Source organism: Pseudomonas sp. Irchel 3A5, from assembly GCF_900187575.1.
Taxonomy (GTDB): Bacteria; Pseudomonadota; Gammaproteobacteria; order Pseudomonadales; family Pseudomonadaceae; genus Aquipseudomonas; species Aquipseudomonas folii.
In genome coordinates, this window is record NZ_FYDU01000006.1 from 284,603 (window position 1) to 304,259 (window position 19,657).

Annotated in this window: 22 protein-coding genes; 7 read left to right on the plus strand and 15 right to left on the minus strand. The window is 57.9% G+C overall.

Annotated elements, in window-relative coordinates; all coding sequences use genetic code 11:
• Window positions 1–848: 848 nt before the first annotated feature.
• The gene (locus CKW31_RS12225; RefSeq protein WP_095094864.1) at window positions 849–1,142 is read right to left on the minus strand and encodes a BolA family transcriptional regulator; all 294 of its coding nucleotides are present in this window, start codon (window positions 1,140–1,142) and stop codon (window positions 849–851) included.
• Between the two features lie 12 nt (window positions 1,143–1,154).
• On the minus strand, window positions 1,155–1,682 hold the full coding sequence (locus tag CKW31_RS12230; RefSeq protein WP_087272298.1) for a DUF2059 domain-containing protein: 528 nt from the start codon (window positions 1,680–1,682) through the stop codon (window positions 1,155–1,157).
• A gap of 169 nt (window positions 1,683–1,851) precedes the next feature.
• On the opposite strand from CKW31_RS12230, the gene CKW31_RS12235 reads away from it, so the two are divergent.
• Both CKW31_RS12235 and CKW31_RS12240 read left to right on the plus strand, forming a co-directional pair.
• Window positions 1,852–3,246 carry a class II fumarate hydratase gene (locus tag CKW31_RS12235; protein ID WP_095094866.1) on the plus strand — a complete coding sequence of 465 codons (1,395 nt, stop codon included), beginning with the start codon at window positions 1,852–1,854 and terminating at the stop codon, window positions 3,244–3,246.
• A complete protein-coding gene (locus CKW31_RS12240) occupies window positions 3,239–3,853 on the plus strand; it encodes an NAD(P)H-dependent oxidoreductase (RefSeq protein WP_095094868.1) in 615 nt (204 codons plus the stop codon). Before CKW31_RS12235 ends, CKW31_RS12240 begins: the two co-directional genes overlap by 8 nt.
• On the opposite strand, the gene CKW31_RS12245 is transcribed toward CKW31_RS12240, so the two are convergent.
• From CKW31_RS12245 to CKW31_RS12255, 3 genes are all read right to left on the minus strand, one after another.
• The gene (locus CKW31_RS12245) at window positions 3,850–4,812 is read right to left on the minus strand and encodes a DMT family transporter (RefSeq protein WP_095094870.1); all 963 of its coding nucleotides are present in this window, start codon (window positions 4,810–4,812) and stop codon (window positions 3,850–3,852) included. The two genes, CKW31_RS12240 and CKW31_RS12245, sit on opposite strands and share 4 nt — an antisense overlap.
• A 94-nt stretch (window positions 4,813–4,906) precedes the next feature.
• Window positions 4,907–5,521 carry a tRNA-uridine aminocarboxypropyltransferase gene (locus CKW31_RS12250; protein WP_095094872.1) on the minus strand — a complete coding sequence of 205 codons (615 nt, stop codon included), beginning with the start codon at window positions 5,519–5,521 and terminating at the stop codon, window positions 4,907–4,909.
• Between the two features lie 9 nt (window positions 5,522–5,530).
• A complete protein-coding gene (locus CKW31_RS12255) occupies window positions 5,531–6,424 on the minus strand; it encodes a LysR family transcriptional regulator (RefSeq protein WP_027902059.1) in 894 nt (297 codons plus the stop codon).
• Between the two features lie 289 nt (window positions 6,425–6,713).
• Between CKW31_RS12255 and speB the strand changes: the two genes are divergently transcribed.
• Complete coding sequence (gene speB / locus CKW31_RS12260) at window positions 6,714–7,664, plus strand: agmatinase (protein ID WP_087272316.1); 951 nt, start codon at window positions 6,714–6,716, stop codon at window positions 7,662–7,664.
• Between the two features lie 178 nt (window positions 7,665–7,842).
• A complete protein-coding gene (locus CKW31_RS12265) occupies window positions 7,843–8,097 on the plus strand; it encodes a hypothetical protein (protein WP_095094875.1) in 255 nt (84 codons plus the stop codon).
• A 115-nt stretch (window positions 8,098–8,212) separates the two neighbouring features.
• On the opposite strand, the gene CKW31_RS30215 is transcribed toward CKW31_RS12265, so the two are convergent.
• The 3 genes from CKW31_RS30215 to CKW31_RS12275 form a co-directional block, all read right to left on the minus strand.
• A complete protein-coding gene (locus tag CKW31_RS30215; protein ID WP_141230148.1) occupies window positions 8,213–8,344 on the minus strand; it encodes a PA1414 family protein in 132 nt (43 codons plus the stop codon).
• A gap of 572 nt (window positions 8,345–8,916) precedes the next feature.
• Window positions 8,917–10,281, minus strand: coding sequence for a DNA recombination protein RmuC (gene rmuC / locus CKW31_RS12270; RefSeq protein WP_176469873.1), 1,365 nt, complete (start codon window positions 10,279–10,281; stop codon window positions 8,917–8,919).
• Between the two features lie 189 nt (window positions 10,282–10,470).
• Window positions 10,471–10,893: a tetratricopeptide repeat protein gene (locus CKW31_RS12275; protein WP_095094882.1), complete on the minus strand. Its 423-nt coding sequence runs from the start codon at window positions 10,891–10,893 to the stop codon at window positions 10,471–10,473.
• Window positions 10,894–11,813: 920 nt separating this feature from the next.
• Between CKW31_RS12275 and CKW31_RS12280 the strand changes: the two genes are divergently transcribed.
• The 3 genes from CKW31_RS12280 to CKW31_RS12290 all read left to right on the plus strand — a co-directional run bounded on the left by CKW31_RS12280 (window position 11,814) and on the right by CKW31_RS12290 (window position 14,196).
• Window positions 11,814–12,038 (plus strand): hypothetical protein, encoded by a 225-nt coding sequence (locus tag CKW31_RS12280; RefSeq protein WP_027902063.1) that lies wholly within the window; start codon window positions 11,814–11,816, stop codon window positions 12,036–12,038.
• Between the two features lie 261 nt (window positions 12,039–12,299).
• The gene (locus CKW31_RS12285; RefSeq protein ID WP_095094885.1) at window positions 12,300–12,779 is read left to right on the plus strand and encodes a hypothetical protein; all 480 of its coding nucleotides are present in this window, start codon (window positions 12,300–12,302) and stop codon (window positions 12,777–12,779) included.
• 151 nt (window positions 12,780–12,930) lie between these two features.
• Window positions 12,931–14,196 (plus strand): OmpP1/FadL family transporter, encoded by a 1,266-nt coding sequence (locus tag CKW31_RS12290; protein ID WP_095094888.1) that lies wholly within the window; start codon window positions 12,931–12,933, stop codon window positions 14,194–14,196.
• 94 nt (window positions 14,197–14,290) lie between these two features.
• Here the strand turns inward: CKW31_RS12290 and CKW31_RS12295 are convergent, their stop codons facing one another.
• The 7 genes from CKW31_RS12295 to cobU all read right to left on the minus strand — a co-directional run bounded on the left by CKW31_RS12295 (window position 14,291) and on the right by cobU (window position 19,646).
• Window positions 14,291–14,842, minus strand: a complete 552-nt coding sequence (locus tag CKW31_RS12295; protein WP_095094890.1) for a glutathione peroxidase — start codon at window positions 14,840–14,842, stop codon at window positions 14,291–14,293.
• 74 nt (window positions 14,843–14,916) lie between these two features.
• Window positions 14,917–15,039: a hypothetical protein gene (locus CKW31_RS30065; protein ID WP_256582585.1), complete on the minus strand. Its 123-nt coding sequence runs from the start codon at window positions 15,037–15,039 to the stop codon at window positions 14,917–14,919.
• A complete protein-coding gene (locus tag CKW31_RS12300) occupies window positions 15,036–16,238 on the minus strand; it encodes an MFS transporter (protein WP_095094893.1) in 1,203 nt (400 codons plus the stop codon). The genes CKW31_RS30065 and CKW31_RS12300 overlap by 4 nt, the downstream gene beginning before the upstream one ends.
• Before the next feature lie 272 nt (window positions 16,239–16,510).
• A complete protein-coding gene (locus CKW31_RS12305) occupies window positions 16,511–17,254 on the minus strand; it encodes an adenosylcobinamide-GDP ribazoletransferase (protein ID WP_095094896.1) in 744 nt (247 codons plus the stop codon).
• 249 nt (window positions 17,255–17,503) lie between these two features.
• Window positions 17,504–18,079, minus strand: a complete 576-nt coding sequence (gene cobC / locus CKW31_RS12310; protein WP_095094899.1) for an alpha-ribazole phosphatase family protein — start codon at window positions 18,077–18,079, stop codon at window positions 17,504–17,506.
• The gene (gene cobT / locus CKW31_RS12315; protein WP_095094902.1) at window positions 18,076–19,128 is read right to left on the minus strand and encodes a nicotinate-nucleotide--dimethylbenzimidazole phosphoribosyltransferase; all 1,053 of its coding nucleotides are present in this window, start codon (window positions 19,126–19,128) and stop codon (window positions 18,076–18,078) included. Before cobT ends, cobC begins: the two co-directional genes overlap by 4 nt.
• Window positions 19,125–19,646: a bifunctional adenosylcobinamide kinase/adenosylcobinamide-phosphate guanylyltransferase gene (cobU, locus tag CKW31_RS12320; RefSeq protein WP_095094905.1), complete on the minus strand. Its 522-nt coding sequence runs from the start codon at window positions 19,644–19,646 to the stop codon at window positions 19,125–19,127. The genes cobT and cobU overlap by 4 nt, the downstream gene beginning before the upstream one ends.
• Window positions 19,647–19,657 lie beyond the last annotated feature (11 nt).

The following is a 19,657-nucleotide window of genomic DNA, read 5'->3' on the forward strand; positions in this document are numbered from 1 at the left end:
CGTAGGATCCGCAGCATCTATATCTTTGTACATATCCGTTACCGTGGTCACGGCTACTATTGGTTGCGCTTTTACAGCGCCTCACTTTCGAAGAGCGCGAAAGTAAGCAAAGCGCTCTTACCCCACCACTCGGCACCTCGCTGTCGCTCGGTGTACCCGCCCACAGATCCTGAACCGTGGGCCGCCGCAACGGGCCATCCATGGCCCGGTGCGGCTAACCCGGCGTCCTGCCACTCTTCAACTCAAGAGCGCCCCACGCTTCAGAATCTGCGTTCGGCCAGCGTGGTTTAACAGGGCGCCTAAGATCAAAATCAAAAGCAGATCAAGAGCACGGCTCTGGATACACGCGGTTTTATGTGGGAGCGGTGCTTGCCCGCGATTCAGGCGCAGCGGTACGTCAGATATACCGCGGCGCCTGAATCGCGGGCAAGCCACGCTCCCACAAAGTCCGTGTTGATCGGAGCTGAGGTAGCAAGCTCACACAACAAGGTCGGCTCTCAGGCCGCCGCGCTTTTGATTTTGATCTTAGGCGCCCCGTTAAACCACGACGGCTGGAATTCGATATTGATGCGTGGGGGCTCTTGTTAAAGGAGGGGGCGGCAGGGATGCCGGTTTAGCCGCCTCAGGCCATGGATGGCCGGTGGCGGCGGCCCCACGCAGCAATGTCGGATTACGGGCATGCCGAGCGACAGCGAGGCACCTAGTGGTGGGGCAAGAGCGTTTCGCTTACTTTTGTCTGGGCCGGCTTCCGGATTTTCAAAAGTGAGGCGCTGTAAAAGCGCCACCAATGGATGCCTTTACCGCGACAACGGATATGTACCCAAAAATACGAGTACTAAATCACCGCATCACTCCCCACCCGCACAAACAGGCGAAACCGGCGCAGCGCCGGTTTTCGCCCACTCGACTGGCGTATAGGTGTGCAACGCCAGGGCATGAAACTCGCCCATCAAGCCGCCCAGGATGCCGTAGACCTTCTGGTGCCGCTTGACCGCGTTAAGCCCTTCGAATTGCTCACTGACAATGACAGCCTTGTAGTGAGTCTGCTCGCCACGGCTATGCATGTGACTCTCATCAAGCACCTGCAGATGCAAGGGTTGAAACACAGCCAGTGCTGACTCGATTCGCGTTTGCATAGTCATGACGGGCTTCGCTTATGGCTTTTTGGCAGGAGCAGGAGCTGCTTTCTTGGCAGGTTCCAGTTCAGTGGTCATGTCAGCCAGCAACTTGTTGACCACCGGCACAGCGCTTTCCAGCTTGCCCTGAGTCAACTGAGCAGACTGCTGAGTCAGTTCAGGCATCTTGGTCAGAACCTTCTTGCCCAGTGGCGACTGATAGAACGCAACCAGGTCCTTCAGCTCACTTTCAGTGAAGTTCGCCGTGTAAAGCTTGACCATGTCAGGCTTCAGCTTGTTCCAGCCAATGGCCTGGTCCAAAGCAGCGTTGGCTTTGGCCTGGTAAGTTTCAAGAACGGCTTTTTTCGCTTCTGGCGCTTTGGTTTCGGCGAAACGCTGAGCAAACATCTGTTGTACTTGCATGTACACCGGGGTGCCCAGCTTGTCGGCGTTAGCCAGTTTCAAGAAGGTTTCAGCGCTGGCGTTGTGGCTGGCGGTATCGGCAAGAACCTGGCCGCTGGCGCATACCAGAACAGCCGCAGTACAGATGGCGCGAAGACGGGTCATCGAATTTCCTTTCTAGCAGGCGAGGCAGAACCTCAGGGCCGACCATTCTGCGCTCATGTTTGCTAAAGGCTCAACCCCTGACTGCCCAAGCGGTTAAAAACGCGATTGGGGGAACCCAGATGGGATCACGCAGCCTAAACTGCGCATACAAACTTAAGGAGTGAGTCCAGTGAGCCGCACAGAAACCGATAGCATTGGTCCGATCGACGTTCCCGATGACGCTTACTGGGGAGCCCAGACTCAACGCTCACTGATCAATTTCGCCATCGGCGACGAGCATATGCCGTTGCCGGTGCTGCATGCCCTGGCCCTGATCAAGAAGGCCGCCGCCCGTGTCAACGACCGCAATGGCGACCTGCCCGCAGACATCGCCCGGCTGATCGAACAAGCCGCCAACGAAGTACTCGCAGGCGACCTCGACACGCAGTTTCCGCTGGTGGTCTGGCAGACCGGCAGTGGTACCCAGAGCAACATGAACGTCAATGAAGTGATCGCCGGACGCGCCAACGAACTGGCCGGTCAGGGCCGCGGCGGCAAGACGCCTGTCCACCCCAACGACCACGTCAACCGCTCGCAAAGCTCCAACGATTGCTTCCCGACCGCCATGCACATCGCAGCGGCGCAGGCCGTCAAAGAACAGCTTTTGCCTGCGATTGCAGAACTGTCTACCGGTCTGGCCGAGCAATCGGCGCGCCACATGAAGCTGGTGAAAACCGGGCGCACGCACATGATGGACGCGACGCCGATCACCTTCGGTCAGGAGCTGTCGGCCTACGTCGCGCAGCTGGATTACTCCGAGAAAGCGATTCGCGCCACCCTTCCGGCGGTTTACGAACTGGCCCAAGGCGGTACAGCGGTCGGCACCGGGTTGAATTCGCCCCATGGCTTTGCTGAAGCAGTGGCTGCGGAGTTGGCGGCGTTGTCCGGTCTGCCGTTTGTGACGGCCCCCAACAAGTTTGCCGCTCTGGCGGGTCATGAACCGTTGATGGCCTTATCCGGCGCGCTGAAAACCCTGGCCGGGACCCTGATGAAAATCGCCAACGACCTACGCTTGCTGGGCTCCGGTCCACGAGCCGGGTTTGCCGAGGTGAAGCTGCCTGCCAATGAGCCCGGCAGTTCGATCATGCCCGGCAAGGTCAACCCGACGCAGTGCGAAGCGCTGTCGATGCTGGCCTGTCAGGTGATGGGTAACGACGTCACTATTGGTTTCGCCGCCAGCCAGGGCCACCTGCAATTGAACGTGTTCAAGCCGGTTCTGATCCACAACCTGCTCCAGTCGATTCGCCTGCTGGGTGATGGCTGCCGTAACTTCAACGAGCATTGCGTAGCGGGCATGGAACCCGATGCCGAGAAAATGGCTGAACATCTTGAACGTGGCCTGATGTTGGTGACTGCGCTGAACCCGCATATCGGTTATGACAAGTCCGCGCAAATCGCCAAAAAAGCATACAGCGAAGGCCTGACCCTGCGTGAAGCGGCGCTGGCGCTGGGCTACCTCACCGATGAACAGTTCGACGCCTGGGTGCGACCGGAAAAAATGCTTGAGGCAGGCAGCAATGGTTGAGGCCAGACACGGCGCGACCCGGCTGGAAGGTGACGGCAAACGGATTCTGATGATTTTCGGTACGCCGAAAAGCGCCAGCTTCGGCCATGCCTTGGGCGAAGCTTATGCACAAGGTGCCCGCAGCGGCGGGCATGTGGTGCGTATGCTGAAACTGAGCGAACTGGATTTCGACCCGGTACTGCATAACGGCTATCAGCAAAGTCAGACGCTTGAGCATGATTTGCTGGAAGCTCAGCGGGAGATTCACTGGGCCGAGCATCTGGTGTTTGTCTATCCGGTCTGGTGGGGTGGCCTGCCGAGCCTGCTGACAGGTTTTCTGGACCGGGTGCTGATGCCCGGTTTTGCCTTCAAGAGCCACGGCCGCAAGAGCGCGGCCAACGAGTTGCTCAGAGGCCGCACCGCGGAACTGCTGGTCACCATGGACACACCGCCGCGCTACTTCCGCTGGGTATACGGCGCTCCGGCACACCGGCAGATGGTCCGCACGGTGCTGGCCTTCTGTGGCATCAAAACCAAACGTTTGAGTGAGTTCGCACCGGTGCAAACTTCGAGTGAAGAGCAACGCCAGCAATGGCTCAAGGAAGCCGAACAGCTCGGCAAACGTTAAGCCTGACTCGCCAGCCTGGCTTTGCGTGCGCGCAGGCCAGCCAGCAAAGACGGCCCCAGCGCTACCACGGCAGAACCCACTACCACCAGCACTGCCCCGCCATACCCCAACGCGTTGATCTCTTCATGCTTGACGAAATCCGGCCACAGCCAGGCGGCGACGGCAACCGATGCGAAGGTCACTAAAGGCGTCAACGCGAGGGTTGCACTGACCCGGGATGCTTCCCAATGCGCCAGCGCTTCAGCAAAAGCGCCATAGGCGACCAGCGTATTCAGGCAACATGCCAGCAGCAGCCAGCCCTGCACGGGGCTGAGTTGCAAGACTTCCATCGGGTGCGCCCAGGGTGTGATCACCAAGGCACAAAACAGGTAGATCACCATCATTACCTGGAATGAATTCCATACCGTCAGCAGTTGCTTCTGGCTCAGACCGTAGAACGTCCAGACCGTCGCCGCCAGGAAGGCAATCAGCACGCCTGTGGTGTATTCGCTCATGGATGTCAGCAGCTCTGCGAGCCGCTGATTGAAGAACAACGTGAAACCGATCAGCAGCACCGCCAGGCCGAAACCCTGAGCGATGGTAAAACGCTCCTTGAACAGGAACACGCTGCCAATCAGCAGCAGGATCGGGCCAACCTGAATGATCAGTTGCGCGGTGCCGGGGCTGAGAATCTGCAGACCCAGCAGGTACAGAATGTAATTACCGACCAGACCGAACACGGCCAGCGCTACGAGGGCTTTGCCGCGCACGCCCAGCACTTTGAAACTGGGCAGTTGCCGTTTTGCGGCCAGCCAGATGAACAACAACATCCCCGATACCATCAGCCGAAACCAGGTCACCGTGACCGGGTCCATCACCTGCAAAACCTGCTTGAGCTTGATCGGCAGAATGCCCCACAGGAACGCCGTGACCAGCGCCAGACACAGGCCATAGACCCAACGGCCAGAAGAAATATGCATGAAGAAGTCCCGGATATAAAGCAGAGCGACAGTCTAGGCCCTATGAGCCTGATGACACAGTTACAGTTGCGCAGTGAGAATGCTGACAAGTGTTTTAGTCAGCATCAGCTTTGCGCGGTTCAACGTGATTGCGTTGGTAGGTTTCATCGCCCATGGCTGCGATCTGCTGGTCGATCAGCGCCTCGAACGGCACCATCAAGGGCGCGAATGAACGCGGGGCTTCGATAATCTGCAAGGCATAGGTAATCGCCTCCAGGGTCGATAGCGCATCCGGTCCCGGTGCTTTTCGCAGGCGGTAGCGCGATTCAGGAGCGGTGCCCAGCGTCACTCGCGGCAACGCAGCCAGCTCCGGATTCAGATGCAACAGCTTGCGCGCCTTGCGCCAGGTCCCGTCAGGAACCACCAACAGAATCGGCAAACTGTCCGGCGGCTCAGCAACCAGATGCTGTGCGCCCTCCCCCGGAAACAACAGGCACGGCCGATAGCCCGGTGGATGAAGCAACGCGTGCAGATCCTCGAAAACCTCACCCACTATCCACTGCGAATTGTTCAGGCCCAGCGCCGCCAACCGCGCGGTATTCAGCGCATGGTTCACTTCACTGGGATGCTGCAAAATCAGTACACGCGTGCGGCTATCCAACTGCGGGATCAGTGAGCACAGGCAATGGCTTTCGGGACGCAAACAGCGTTCGCAACGCGGGCGGGACATCGGTGTTCCTTAGATCGGGTTGAGTTGCGCTTTGAGCAAATCGCGGAAGGTCTGAATCAATGGCTCGCGGCTGCGTCCGCGTCGCACGATCATGGAGAACGGTGCCTGATAGCCGAACGTCGCTGGCAGCAGAACGCGCAGGTGCCCGGAGTCCACCCAGGATTGCGCGTAGTGCTCCGGCAAGTAACCGATGTAAGCGCCCGACAGCACCAGGATCAACTGCGCCTCCATACTTTCCACGGTGGCAGCGCTGTGCTTGAAACCGTGTCGGGCCAGCTCGGCCTGGCTCCAGTAACCGCGTCCAACCATCCGTTGCTGGGCGATGACAGGCTCAGGGATACGTCGCTCGGTAAACAGCGGATGGCGATTACTGCAATACAGCCAGTGCTGCTCGCGATACAGCGGCTGATAAAGCAAGCCGTTCATGCGTGTGGAAAACGAACCAATGGCCAGATCCAGACGGTTATCCAGCACGCCCAGTTGTAACTCGTAAGGACTCATCACTGACAAATGCAAATGCACAGCGGGATGCTCGGCGCTATATGCACCGATCACTTCAGCAAACGGCAAAGCCCGGTCGCTGACGGTGGAATCCAGCACCCCGAGGTTCAAGGTACCGCGCAGTTCGCCCTTGAGCGCTGCGGCGTAGAGCTCGAAGCCTTCCAGCTCCCCCAAAAGACGCAGGGTTTCCTGATGGAACAGCTCACCTTTGCTGGTCAGGCTGAAGCCACCCCGGCCTCGATGACACAGGACGATGCCCAGCGCCGCTTCGAGTTGACTCATATAAGTGCTGATTGCCGAGGTCGACAGGTTCAACTCCTGTTGCGCACTGGCAAAGCCTTGATGACGCACCACGCTGGCGAAAATCCGCAGGAGTTTGAGGTCGGGTAAAGCGCTGGGCATGTGAGGGGTCCAGAATATATATTTTCGAAGTGATACCGGGTCTTTTGCGGCGAGTAGGCGGCAATTCGTCTTGCCCGCGAATGAGGGATCTGACCACTGATATTCGGTGGATGTGATAGCCAATTCGCGGGCAAGCCTCGCTCCAACAACAGCCCGGAACGCCATGCAGCTTAGCCCAAAACCCCTTTAGTTCTGAAATTCCTGAACTAAGTATTTCGCCCCAGCGATTGTTCCTCATCCCTATGCTTCGCAAAATCGACCTCATTGAAACCAACGCTGAGGCACTCTCGTGGACAAGATTTTTCACCAGCCACTGGGCGGCAACGAAATGCCGCGCTTCGCCGGTATCGCCACCATGATGCGCTTGCCGCATTTGCAAACCGCCGCAGGCCTGGACGCCGCATTTGTCGGGGTTCCGCTGGATATCGGCACTTCATTGCGCGCAGGTACTCGCTTCGGTCCTCGGGAGATTCGCGCCGAGTCGGTGATGATTCGCCCCTACAACATGGCCACTGGGGCTGCGCCGTTTGATTCGCTGTCCGTAGCGGACATCGGTGATGTCGCCATCAATACGTTCAACCTGCTGGATGCCGTACGCATCATCGAAGAAGCCTACGACGAAATCCTCAGCCATGACGTAATCCCCCTGACGCTGGGGGGCGACCACACCATCACCCTGCCGATCCTGCGGGCCATCCACAAGAAGCACGGCAAAGTCGGACTGGTGCATATCGACGCCCACGCCGACGTCAACGATCACATGTTTGGCGAAAAAATCGCCCACGGCACCACATTCCGCCGCGCCGTTGAAGAAGGTCTGCTGGATTGCGACCGTGTCGTGCAGATTGGTCTGCGCGCTCAGGGTTACACCGCCGAAGACTTCAACTGGAGCCGCAAACAGGGTTTCCGTGTGGTCCAGGCCGAGGAATGCTGGCACAAGTCGCTGGCACCTTTGATGGCCGAAGTGCGAGAAAAAGTCGGCGACGGCCCGGTTTATCTGAGTTTCGACATCGATGGCATCGACCCGGCCTGGGCACCTGGTACCGGCACCCCGGAAATTGGCGGGCTGACCACGATTCAGGCTATCGAGATCATTCGCGGCTGCCAGGGTCTGGATCTCATTGGTTGCGATCTGGTGGAAGTCTCTCCGCCTTACGACACCACCGGTAACACTTCTTTACTGGGTGCCAACCTGCTCTACGAAATGCTCTGCGTATTGCCGGGCGTGGCACATCGCTGATCTGCACTTCGCTACAAAAAGGATGCCTCAGGGCATCCTTTTTTATTTGCCCGCGAAGACGACGGATGACAAGGATATTGGCGAATATGAGCTAGCCTTAAAGGCATGATCGAATGGACACACCCTCTGTTTTTACGGAAGTCAGGGCTGATCTCCAACGACAGAACAGGGGATTATCATGGATCGAGACGAAGTTCGGCGGCATGTCGAGGGTGCCCTTGGGGTTATCCTCGTCGACAAGTCAGTGATTCGAGAGAGTCGAACGCTCGAAGACCTCGTTCTTGACGAAGAAGATATTGATGAGCTTTTCAAGAAACTTCACGAATCTGGAATCAACGTCAAGAAACGGGAAAAAGAGGAAGCGCTAAAGCACCCTGAGAGCACAACGGTGATGGCGTTGATTGATCACATCTTTGTCAGCCTGCAGAAATAACGGCGATGTGCATTATTCGTCGGCAAAAGCGCATTCAGGTAGTTTCAAGGTCATCAGACCTGAACACTGCTGCGGGACGCGGACGCGTCCCGGGAGGGATGTGGCGCGGTTATGACTACCGACGCTGAGGCTGACGGCGCCGCTTGTCGTCGTCGGTGCGCACCGGTACAGGTTGCAATTTAGGGCGCTCGATCAAACCCAGAGCAACCCCGAGATCATGAAGCCAATCTTGCAATTTAGTGTCCATATAGCCCCCCTTCAGGGAAATACTTAACGACCCTATTTTCAAGCCGCTTGTTACAGATAAATAGTAGTGCCAACTCACACTTTACGCCTGCTCGCGCAGTCTTGCGGAAAAACATCTTTCACGATGTGTTCAATGTGACATTTCTTGTGTCGATGCCGCGTATTTATGCGACAGACGGTGACACCGCGCAGCCCCCTCTCGCCAACAAGTTGCCTCCTACCCCAACAACCTGGCACCACGCCAAACGGTAGGAGCGAACTTGTTCGCGAGGCGTCATGCCTGAAACACCGCGCAGCCCTCTCGCCAACAAGTTGCCTCCTACCCGAACGACCGACACCGCGCCAAACGGTAGGAGCGAACTTGTTCGCGAGGCGTCATGCCTGAAACACCGCACAGCCCTTCTCGCCAACAAGTTGCCTCCTACCCGGACAACCTGACACCGCGCCAAACGGTAGGAGCGAACTTGTTCGCGAGGCGTCATGCCTGAAACACCGCGCAGCCCTTCTCGCCAATAATTGAGCGGCATTCCGACAATGAACGATGACGCGGTCAGCCATGAATAAACCACCACATCACTCCGGCAACTGCACCAGTCCCTCATCATCGGTCATGGCTCTCTCCAGCAAATCAGCAGGCAGGTTCTTGCTGGCGCGGGCGCCAAGTAATTTGAGCTGTTCACTGCGGCTTACCAGGTTGCCTCGCCCGTCAGTCAGTTTGTTACGGGCGGCGCTGTAGGCCTTGTCCAGTTGCTGCAAGCGGCTGCCGACTTCATCCAGGTCCTGGATGAACAACACGAACTTGTCGTACAGCCATCCGGCACGCTCGGCGATTTCCCGGGCGTTCTGGCTTTGACGCTCCTGCTTCCACAAGCTGTCGATAACCCGCAAGGTAGCCAGCAAGGTCGTCGGGCTGACGATCACGATGTTGCGATCAAAAGCTTCCTGAAACAGATTGGGCTCAGCTTGCAGGGCTGCGGAAAATGCCGCTTCTATCGGCACAAACAGCAGCACGAAATCCAGACTGTGCAGCCCTTCCAGACGTTTGTAATCCTTGCCTGACAAGCCTTTGACATGATTGCGCAGCGAGAGCACATGCTGCTTCAGCGCGGTCTGACCGATCACATCGTCGTCGGCACTGATGTACTGCTGATAGGCCGTGAGGCTGACTTTGGCATCCACCACCACTTGTTTGTCGCCGGGCAACATGATCAACACGTCAGGCTGAAAGCGCTCGCCGTCCGGTCCCTTCAGGCTGACTTGGGTCTGATATTCGCGTCCCTTTTCCAGACCGGCATGTTCAAGCACGCGCTCAAGAATCAGTTCACCCCAGTTACCCTGGGTCTTCTGCCCTTTTAGGGCGCGCGTCAGATTGGTCGCTTCATCGCTGAGTCGCAGATTGAGCTGCTGCAGGCGCTCCAGCTCTTTGCCCAGAGAAAACCGTTCACGGGCTTCGGCCTGATAACTCTCCTCCACGCGCTTTTCGAACGACTGAATACGCTCCTTGAGAGGGTCAAGCAGTTGGCCGAGCTGCTGCTGACTGGTCTCGGCAAAGCGCTGCTCGCGCTCGTCGAAAATCTTGCTGGCCATTTCCGCGAACTGAGCCCGCAGCTCATCCCGAGAACTCTGCAGATCGTTCAGGCGTTGTTGATGGTTTTCCTGTTGCTCGCGCAGTTCGGCAGTCAACGCCGCGCATTGCACATCCAGACGACGCAACTCCGCCTCTTTATTAGCGCGCTCGTGATTCCAGTCCTGGGCAGCGGCCTGAGCATTATCGCGCTCATGGCGCAGCAGCTCGACTTCACGACGCGTTGCGGCCAGGTCAGCTTGCTTGACGGAGTTGGCCTGACTCAGATCACTGATCTCATCGCGGCTGGCATCAAGCTGCGCATTCAATCCGTCCTGAGCCATTTGCGCAGTGCTCAGTCGCTCGTCGAGCAGCGCGGTGTCCGCTTGTTGCTGAGTCAGTTTGCGCTGCAGTTGCCAGGCCAAAGCCAACAATGGCAAAGCCGCTGCACCAAGCCCAAGTAGCAGGCTGTTCAAATCCATTGCCATAGGGACTCCAGATGCCGGATTCATGCAGCATTATGCGCGATGCAGCGTGTGCGTCAGCAGCGGATTGCGCGGGGCCTAGCGGCGGTCCAGTTGACCGAGCAAATGCCGGGCGTCCTGCGAGCCCTTGGCCGAGGCCAGTTCCAGCCAGTGGCGTGCCTGCTGCGGCTCGTTGATAGGCGCTTGAGCACACAGCCGACCGTATTCGAATTGAGCGCTGCAATCTCCGGCACGAGCCGCCTGCCGCAACAGCTCGTGGCCAATGCGACGGTCACGGGTGTTGCCGCAATCACGACAGAGCATTTGCCCCAAGCGGCTTTGTGCAACCACCACTCCGCTGCGCGCAGGTTGTTTGAGCAGGCGACCGGCGAAGTGTTTGATGCTGGGCTTTTGATTCAAGCGCGGGTTATCCAGCAACCATAACGCAACACGCAGGGAGAAACGTGCGGGTTCGCGGGCGACAGCTTGAGATTCGTGCGATGGATCAGGACGAGACTTCATAAACACAACGGGGGCAAATCAGGAGGCGCGCAACTCTACACTTTTTCTCACAGAGGTAAAGAGGCAGGCAGCGAAAGGTGCGTTGTAGAGCGAGCGCTCGGGACAATCCACAGAAGCTGTGGATAACTCAGTGGACAACCGCCCCTCGCGCCTCGCAAACATAGATAGAATGGGGCCTGCGCTCAAACTGACGATTTTTTCACCAGCAAAAAAATTTGATGTTTTTCATTGACTTAATAATTCACCACGCTAAATCAAGCCCTTAGAAGCGCATATGACAGTGATGTGGCAGCAGTTTGCGCCAATGTGCACAAGTCAATCGCGGGCCGGGATTTTTTTCCTGAAATCGCGCGACACGGTGCTCACAACTGAAAGTCGATCTCAACTGGAGCCATGGTTTGCGCGGGGTCGGCGACGAACGGACGCCCTTCTCTGTATATTTTTTCACCAGCGTACTTCCAATGCCTTGGCAACTCCGTTACCATCATCGCCGTTAGTACCAAGCTGAAAGTCAATTTTTTTGGTCGAAAAAGTCCCCCGGCAAACTTTCTTCAAAACGTAAGGAAGTTGCTGACAACAAGGGATCGACCACCTCGATGGTTTCCAGACATGGCCTGTATGCCGACTACCTTCAGACGGGAGTGGCAGTGCAATCACCCATGGCCTGACCAAACCAGCCTGCAATTGATCAGGATCTGCACCCAGAGCGTCGAACCTTTGCTCTTGTTGTGTTGCCTGCCCTCCTAAGTACCTACCGGTCAGCCCGAGCGCCATACGATAAAGTGCGCTTCAACTGGCTGCTTTTGTTCCAGACAGGTTCTTCGCCCAGCCATATCCTGCATATCAGGATCGCCCGCGTTTACTGGAACGTTTATTTTTGCACGGTAATGTTCCGTGTCGTTTTAGGAAACACCTTAATAATGACTACTCATCATCAGACTCAACACGCTATCCATACACTGACCAACGCTTTTGCCCCAATGAACTGCCTGATCATGGCCGCTCGCAAAGGCTGCTTCAGCTTCACCCTGGTCAACGAACACGGCATCGCTCGTCACACCGAGCGTCTGTACCCCGATCAGTACTCCAGCGCAGAGCCGCTGCAGGCCGTGATCGAGCGTACCCGTCAGGCCCTCATCGCCTGATACGCCGTTCGTTTTCGCTGGAATAAAAAGCCCCGCCCATCAAGGCGGGGCTTTTTTTCGTCCCGACGTTGCTCACACCCGCTATCGCCAAGGGCTATATAGGAGCCGATGACCGGCAGGAATTAACTTAAAAACAGTCCTTTACACGCGGAATATGACACTACACTTCAACTCAGGCGATAGAGATCGCTTCCGTCGGGCCCGATCCTGTTGTCGCTGCCATACGTCCGGGCCCGCCGGTCACTTCTTCCCGAGGATGTCATGGGAATCGATGCCAGAGATTTATCCCGCCACGTGATCCGGCCCACTTTGTTGTATCTGGGTCGGCATAGCCCGCGCGCCGAGTCATTCCTGCTCGCCGTCGCCGCCAGTCAATCCCATCTCGGTGCTGCGCTGGACAGCCGCCGCGGACATGGCCTCTACAGCATATCCGAAGGCCGTCATCGGCAGCTCTGGGATAACTATCTGGCGCTCGATCCCGAACTGGCCAGTCTGGTTCGTGGTCTGGCCAGTCAGCATGCTTTTCTCACCGGGCCGCACCTGGAGCTGACCGTCAATCTGCGTTACTCCACCGCCATCGCCTGGTTGATGGTCGAGGCTCAAGGATCTCGTCTGCCCGCCGATGAAGATCCCCGCATAATGGCCAAAATATGGCGCGAAATATTTCAGCCCCAAGGCCGTTTACGGGATTTCATGAGCGCGTGGCAAACCTGTGTGACCCCACTTTCGCACCCGGCGTGAATGACTTTAAAGCAGATATCAATACAAACAGATCGCGACATCTTCCGCGGATTGTCCTACAAAAAACGCTCTAGATCAGGCCATTCGGACTATGGCGCAATCTGAGAAATGTTGGTAGTTTTCGCGCGGTGATCAACATGGAGTTCTAATAATGAAAAAAGTAATGCTCAAGACCACACTTGGCCTCACCGTCAGCCTGGCTGCCTCTCAGCTGTTCGCCGCTGGCTTCGCTATCAACGAACAAAGCATCAGCGGAATGGGTACCGGTTTTGCGGGCCGCTCCTCCTCTGCCGATGATGCAAGCACGGTATTCGGCAACCCTGCCGGTATGTCCCGTCTCAAGCGCGAACAAGTCAGCGTTGGCGCAGCAGCAATCATCGCCAAGACCGATATTGATAACGCCAGCAGCTCTTTTGGCGGTAGCAATGATGGCGATATGGTACCGGTCGTCGGAGTTCCGATGGGGTATTACGTCAAGCCAATTGATGATCACTGGGCTTTTGGCGTGGGGGTTTACGTTCCATTTGGTCTGGTCACTGACTACGAAAGCAGCTTCGCCGGTCGCTATTTTGCGGATAAGAGCCACGTTCAGGTCGTCACCTTCCAGCCCACCATCAGCTATGCATTCAACGACAAGGTGTCCATTGGTTTTGGCCCAACCATCAACCGTATCGATGGCGAGCTGACCTCCTCAGCCCTTAACCGCGTAACCGGGCCGATCAACGACGGCAAGGTCAAGGTCAAAGGTGATGACACTGCGTTGGGTTTCAACGTGGGTATTCTGGTTCAGGCCACCGACAGCACCCGAGTGGGCGCTACCTACCACTCCAAGGTTAAATACAAGCTCGACGGCGACACCAAGATCTCCGGCCCTAACTTCGGTCCATTCAGCGGCCAGAAGTATGACGCCTCGCTGGATCTGACCACGCCTGAATCCGTCGACTTCTCGGTCACCCATGAGCTGGACGCAAACTGGACACTTTATGCGGGCAGTACCTGGACTCGCTGGAGTCGTCTGGAAAGCATCGACGTGAAAAACAGCGGCGTACCAGGCCCGCTGACCCCAACTATCGGCACCATCTCCGAGCCTCAGAACTGGCATGACACCTGGGCTCACGCCATTGGTGCCGCCTATAAGGTCAATAAGGAATGGACCTTGCGCACCGGTTTCTCGGTGGATCAATCGCCCACCAATAATGAAAACCGCTCGCCGCGCATTCCTACCGGTGACCGCAAAGCGATCAGCTTCGGCGCTGGCTGGAGCCCGAATGACAACTTGACCATCGATGTTGCGTACTCGTATCTGCGCGAAGATGAAGCGAAGATCCGCGATTCCAGCGCGCAAAAAGGCACTTACAACGCGGACTTCCGCAACACCGCTCACGGTGTGGGCAGCTCGATCACCTACCGCTTCTGATCCATCGACCGCAACGGGCTGACCCAGCCGTTTGCGAGTCAACAAAAAGCCCCGCAATCAGCAATGGTTGCGGGGCTTTTTCGTTACAACTGAATCAAGGTTTGGAGGCGATAGCCTTTTCCACGGCGGCAATCACCTCCGGGTCATCCGGGGTGGTCATGCTGGAAAAGCTGGCGACTACATTGCCTTTGCGATCCACCACGTACTTGTAGAAATTCCAGCGCGGCGCGTTGCTCTGCTCGGCCAGCACTTTGAACAGGTGGGTAGCGTCGTCGCCTCTGACGGGTTGTGGCTCGGTCATGGTGAAGGTCACGCCGTAATTGACGTAGCAAACCTTGGCGGTTTCTTCGCCATCCTTGGACTCTTGCTTGAAGTCATTGGAAGGCACGCCAAGCACTTCAAGGCCCTGCCCTTTGAAACGCTGATTCAATGCTTCAAGGCTTTTGAACTGAGGGGCGAAACCGCAAAAACTGGCGGTGTTGACCACCAGCATTGGCTTGCCGGCAAAGCGCTCGCACAGGTTGATATTTTCCTTGGCGCGCAGCTTGGGCAACTCGCCTTGCAGCAGCGCCGGACAATCGGCAGCCATGGCTGTGCCGCCTAAAGCGAACATAAGAACGGGCAGAGCAATCCAGCGAATGTGCATAAGGCATCCCGAGCGCCCGTGCGGCGCAGTCATTGTTGTCTATGGGACAAACTAACCCGCGCCCGGCCAAATGCCTAGAGGCAAGAACCCACGCCCAGTTGCAAAGCAGCGAGTCCGACGTTTTGCCACGCCCACCAGATCAGTGCCAGCGTCAGTGCCCCGGTCAGGCCTGCGCCCCAGAACCACAATCGGCTCATGCTGCGTGCGCCTGCAATCGGGCAACCGGGCGTTCACGCACGGGCCAGTTCAACCCCGCCGCCAGCAGGCTCAACAGTATCGACACTTGCCAGATCAAGTCGTAATTCCCGGTCCGATCGTACACAACACCTCCCAGCCATCCGCCGAGGAAAGCACCCAACTGATGGAACAGGAACACGATACCACCGAGCATCGACAGGTTACGCACGCCGAACAAGGTGGCGACGGTGCCGTTGGTCAGCGGGACTGTAGAGAGCCATAGCAGACCCATGGCCACGCCAAACAGATAAGCAGAGGTTTCACTGAGGGGCAGCGTGATAAACAACACGATCACCACAGCGCGCAGCAAATACAGCACGGTCAGTAAGCGCGGCTTGGACATGCGCCCGCCCAGCCAGCCTGCGGTGTACGTGCCGAAGATATTAAACAGACCGATCAGCGCCAGCACAGTGGTACCGACCTTGGCGGGTAGATGCTGATCCACCAGATACGCTGGCAAATGCACGCCGATGAACACTACTTGAAAACCACAAACGAAAAAACCCAGCGCCAGCAACCAGAAGCCCGAGTGCGAACAGGCTTCCTTCAACGCTTCACTCAGAGTTTGCTCGCCCCCCACAAGCGGCGCCGGGCTATCCCTGAGCATCATCACCAACGGCAGAATCAGCGCTACCAATACGCCAAGCACCAGCAAGGCACTGGACCAGCCCAGCCAGCCAATCAGCCCCAGAGTACCGGGCAGCATCGCGAACTGACCGAAGGAACCTGCTGCACTGGCGATCCCCATGCCCATGCTGCGCTTTTCAGCGGGCAGTGCACGGCCGACGACACCCAGGATCACTGAAAACGAAGTGCCGGACAGACCAATACCGATCAGCAGCCCCGCGCTCAATGACAGACTAAGCGGCGTGTCGGCCATGCTCATCAACATCAGGCCGACGGCATAAAGAATGCCACCGATGAATACCACTTTCGCTGCGCCGAAACGGTCGGCCAGCGCACCTGCGAACGGCTGCGCCAGACCCCACATCAGGTTCTGAAAAGCGATAGCAAACGCAAAGACCTCACGGCCCCAACCGAAGTCTGCACTCATGGGGGCGAGGAACAAACCAAAGCCATGCCGCGTACCCAACGACAGCGCCAGAATCAACGCACTGCCTAGCAGGATCCAGCCACTGGTACGCCACACGGATGTCATTGTTGTTCTCCCGCTCACACGCTGAAGCATTATTACGTGGATATACCCGTAACAGAATGTGTGAAAGCTACGCGGTGGGGGATGGGGGTGTCAATGTGATCGGGCTGGCTCTTTCCAGCAGGCACACAACTCTGCTGCTTGATTGGTAATGCGATCTCCTGTGGGAGCGGTGCTTGGTCTGGGCGGCATTCCGACGAAGAACGATAACGCGGTGTGTCTGTTGGACCGAGGCGTCTGTATCGCGGGCAAGCACCGCTCCCACAGGAATTGCATTACCAATCAGCAAGCGCCACTGCTAGCACGATCAAAACCGCCACTTCGAGTAACTCCAGCAATGCACCCGCCGTGTCTCCGGTGGTGCCGCCCAGGCGCTTGAGCATGAGGTGCCGCAGCCAGAAGAAACAGACAGCGGCGGCAGCCAGAACGTACAGGCCCGATAAACCGGCAACCAGCACGCAGCCCACCGCGCAGATCACCAGCACCTGTTTACCCGCCGAGCGCGGCAAATGGTCAGCCAGCGCCTGCCCCAACCCGCCAGCCCTGACGTAAGGCGTGCACAGAAACAGACCGAGCATGGCGCTACGGCCCAGCACTGGTGCCAGCAGTAACGCGATGGAGTTCTGACTTTCAATCAACGCCAGCAGCGCAGTGAATTTAAGCAGCAGCACCAGAATCAGTGTGACCACCGCAATCGGTCCACTGCGGGGATCTTTCATGATGGTCAAGGTGCGTTCGCGGTCGCCAAAACCACCGAGCCAGGCATCAGCGCTGTCGGCAAGACCGTCCAGATGCAGTCCGCCGCTGAGCAACACCCAGGCGGTCAAGAGCAATGCAGCATGAAGCATGACAGGCGCGCCACTGAGCAGCGTATTCAAGCCCAACAGCACCACACCGAACAGCACGCCCACCAGCGGATAGAACAGCAACGAACGCCCCATCTCCTCCGGCTTGGGCATGCCGGGCAAGGTGACGGGCAAACTGCTGAGGAACTGCAGAGCGATCCAGAACGGCAACATGTCAGGCTTCCCCGCTATCAAACCCATAACTAAAATTGGAATGCTGCCACTGTAGGAACTGCCCGCGCAGTCTCGCAGCAAACACGTAACCTGTAGGAGTGAGCTTGCTCGCGATAACGGTAGACCTGTTGAAAAATTACCGCCTGGCCTGACGCTATCGCGAGCAAGCTCACTCCTACAGGGCCCTATGTGCTGCGAGGCAGAGCGGTGTCAGGGGCACCGGGACGGCTTCTACAGGTCATCGATTTGCTATAAGGCCGGCTTCAACACACCACCAGCAGCAACATTAATCGCCAACAGCGCGCCATGCCCGACCGTGACTTGCAGCAGTTGCTCACGAGGCAAGCCGCGGGCCTTTGCCAGCAACAGGCGCATGACGCCGCCATGGCTGATCAACAAAACACGTTCGCCCGCATAGGCTTGATGCAGTTGTTCGACAGCAGCCAACACCCGCGCCGAAAACTCAATGACAGGTTCGCCATTGGGTGGCGTGAAGCCGTAAGGATCATTCCAGAACAGGCCCAGACCTTCAGCGTCGGTTTCCATCAACTGCGCGGCACTGTGCCCTTCCCAATCGCCGAAATGCAATTCCTGCAAGCCCGGCTCCAGGCTCAACGACAATGCCAGACGCTCGGCCAGTTCTTCAGCAAAACGCGCGCAACGTTGCAACGGCGAACTGACGATCCGGTCCCATGGACCCGCCTGCGCCACCGCTGTACGCATCTGCGCCCAGCCGATGTCGGTCAAGGCGTCGTCCAGGCTGCCACGCATGCCGCCGCCCAGTTCGGTCTCACCGTGACGCAACATATCAAGCTGCAGGATCATGCGGGACGATCTGCCACTGCGGCTTCAGCGAAAGTCGCCATGCCGTTGTGCAACTGACAGGCCAGACGCACCAGCGGCACCGCCAATGCTGCGCCGCTGCCCTCACCGAGACGCAAGCCCAGATCCAACAGAGGATCGGCCTGCAAGGTCTCCAGAAGGTGACGATGGCCCGGCTCAGCGCCGCGGTGACCGAACAACAGCCAGTCACGGCACGCAGGGTTCAGACGCACGGCGACCAGTGCCGCGACGCTGCAAATGAAACCGTCCACCAGCACGGTAATGCCTTCCTGAGCACAGGCCAGATACGCACCAACCAGCGCCGCAATTTCAAAGCCGCCCAGACAGAACAGACTCTGCAACGGATCGCCAGCCTGCTCGGCGTGCAACTTCAACGCTCGCTCGATGACGTCCGTCTTATGGCTGATGCCCGCTGCATTCAAACCGGTACCCGGCCCGACCAACAACTGCGCCGCGCACTCGAGCAACGAACAGGCCACAGCACTGGCCGCGGCGGTATTGCCGATGCCCATCTCGCCACCAACAAACAGTTCAGTGCCCACCGCCTTGGCCCGCAGCACGCTGTCGCGCCCGGCCTGCAATGCCAGAAGGCCTTGCTCTTGAGTCATCGCAGGGGCTTTGGCGAAGTTCGCGGTACCGGCACCGATGCGCAGATGGCGTACTCCCGGCAAATCCAACGGGCTGACAGTCCCCAGATCCACAACATCCAGTTGCGCCGACAACTGCTGGGCAAGCACGCTGATCGCCGCCCCACCGGTGACGAAGTTGTGCAGCATCTGCCCGGTGACTTCCTGCGGGTAAGCTGAAACGCCTTCCGCAACGACACCGTGGTCACCGGCAAAAATAGCGATCCACACCGCGTCGACCTTGGGTTTGACTCGACCTTGCAGACCGGCCAACTGCACCGCGACGCGCTCCAGTTGCCCGAGGGAACCGGTGGGTTTGGTCAGTTGTTGCTGACGCGCCAGGGCTTCCTCCCGGACCGGAACGTTGATCGCCTGCGCGGGCTCAAGCCACCACGAGTTACTCATAATGCGGATCCTTTCAATGTCAGTGGCAAACCGGCAACGGTCAGCACCACGCGCTGGCAACGCTCGGCCAGGGCTTGGTGCAACAGGCCCGCTTCATCGACATAACGACGAGTCAGCTCACCGAGGGGCACCACGCCCAGCCCGGTTTCGTTACTGACAAAAATGATTTCGCCCGGCAATTGCGCCAGGCAGTCGAGCAGCGCCTGGCGTTCTTGCACCAGACGCTCGGTGTTTTCAAGCATCAGCAAATTGGTCAACCACAGGGTCAGGCAATCCACGAGCAAGCAGCGATCGACGCTGGCGTTGTCACGCAGAACCCGCGCCAGCTCGATGGGTTCTTCGATCAGGCCCCAGGTGTCAGGCCGACGCTCGCGATGCAAGGCGACGCGTTGATTCAGTTCGCCATCTACCGGCTGGCTGGTGGCGATGTAAATCACTTCCAGCCCTGAGCCAGCGGCAAGGCTTTCAGCCAGCTTGCTCTTGCCGGAGCGTGCGCCACCGAGGATCAGCTGTTGCATGTGCGGGACTC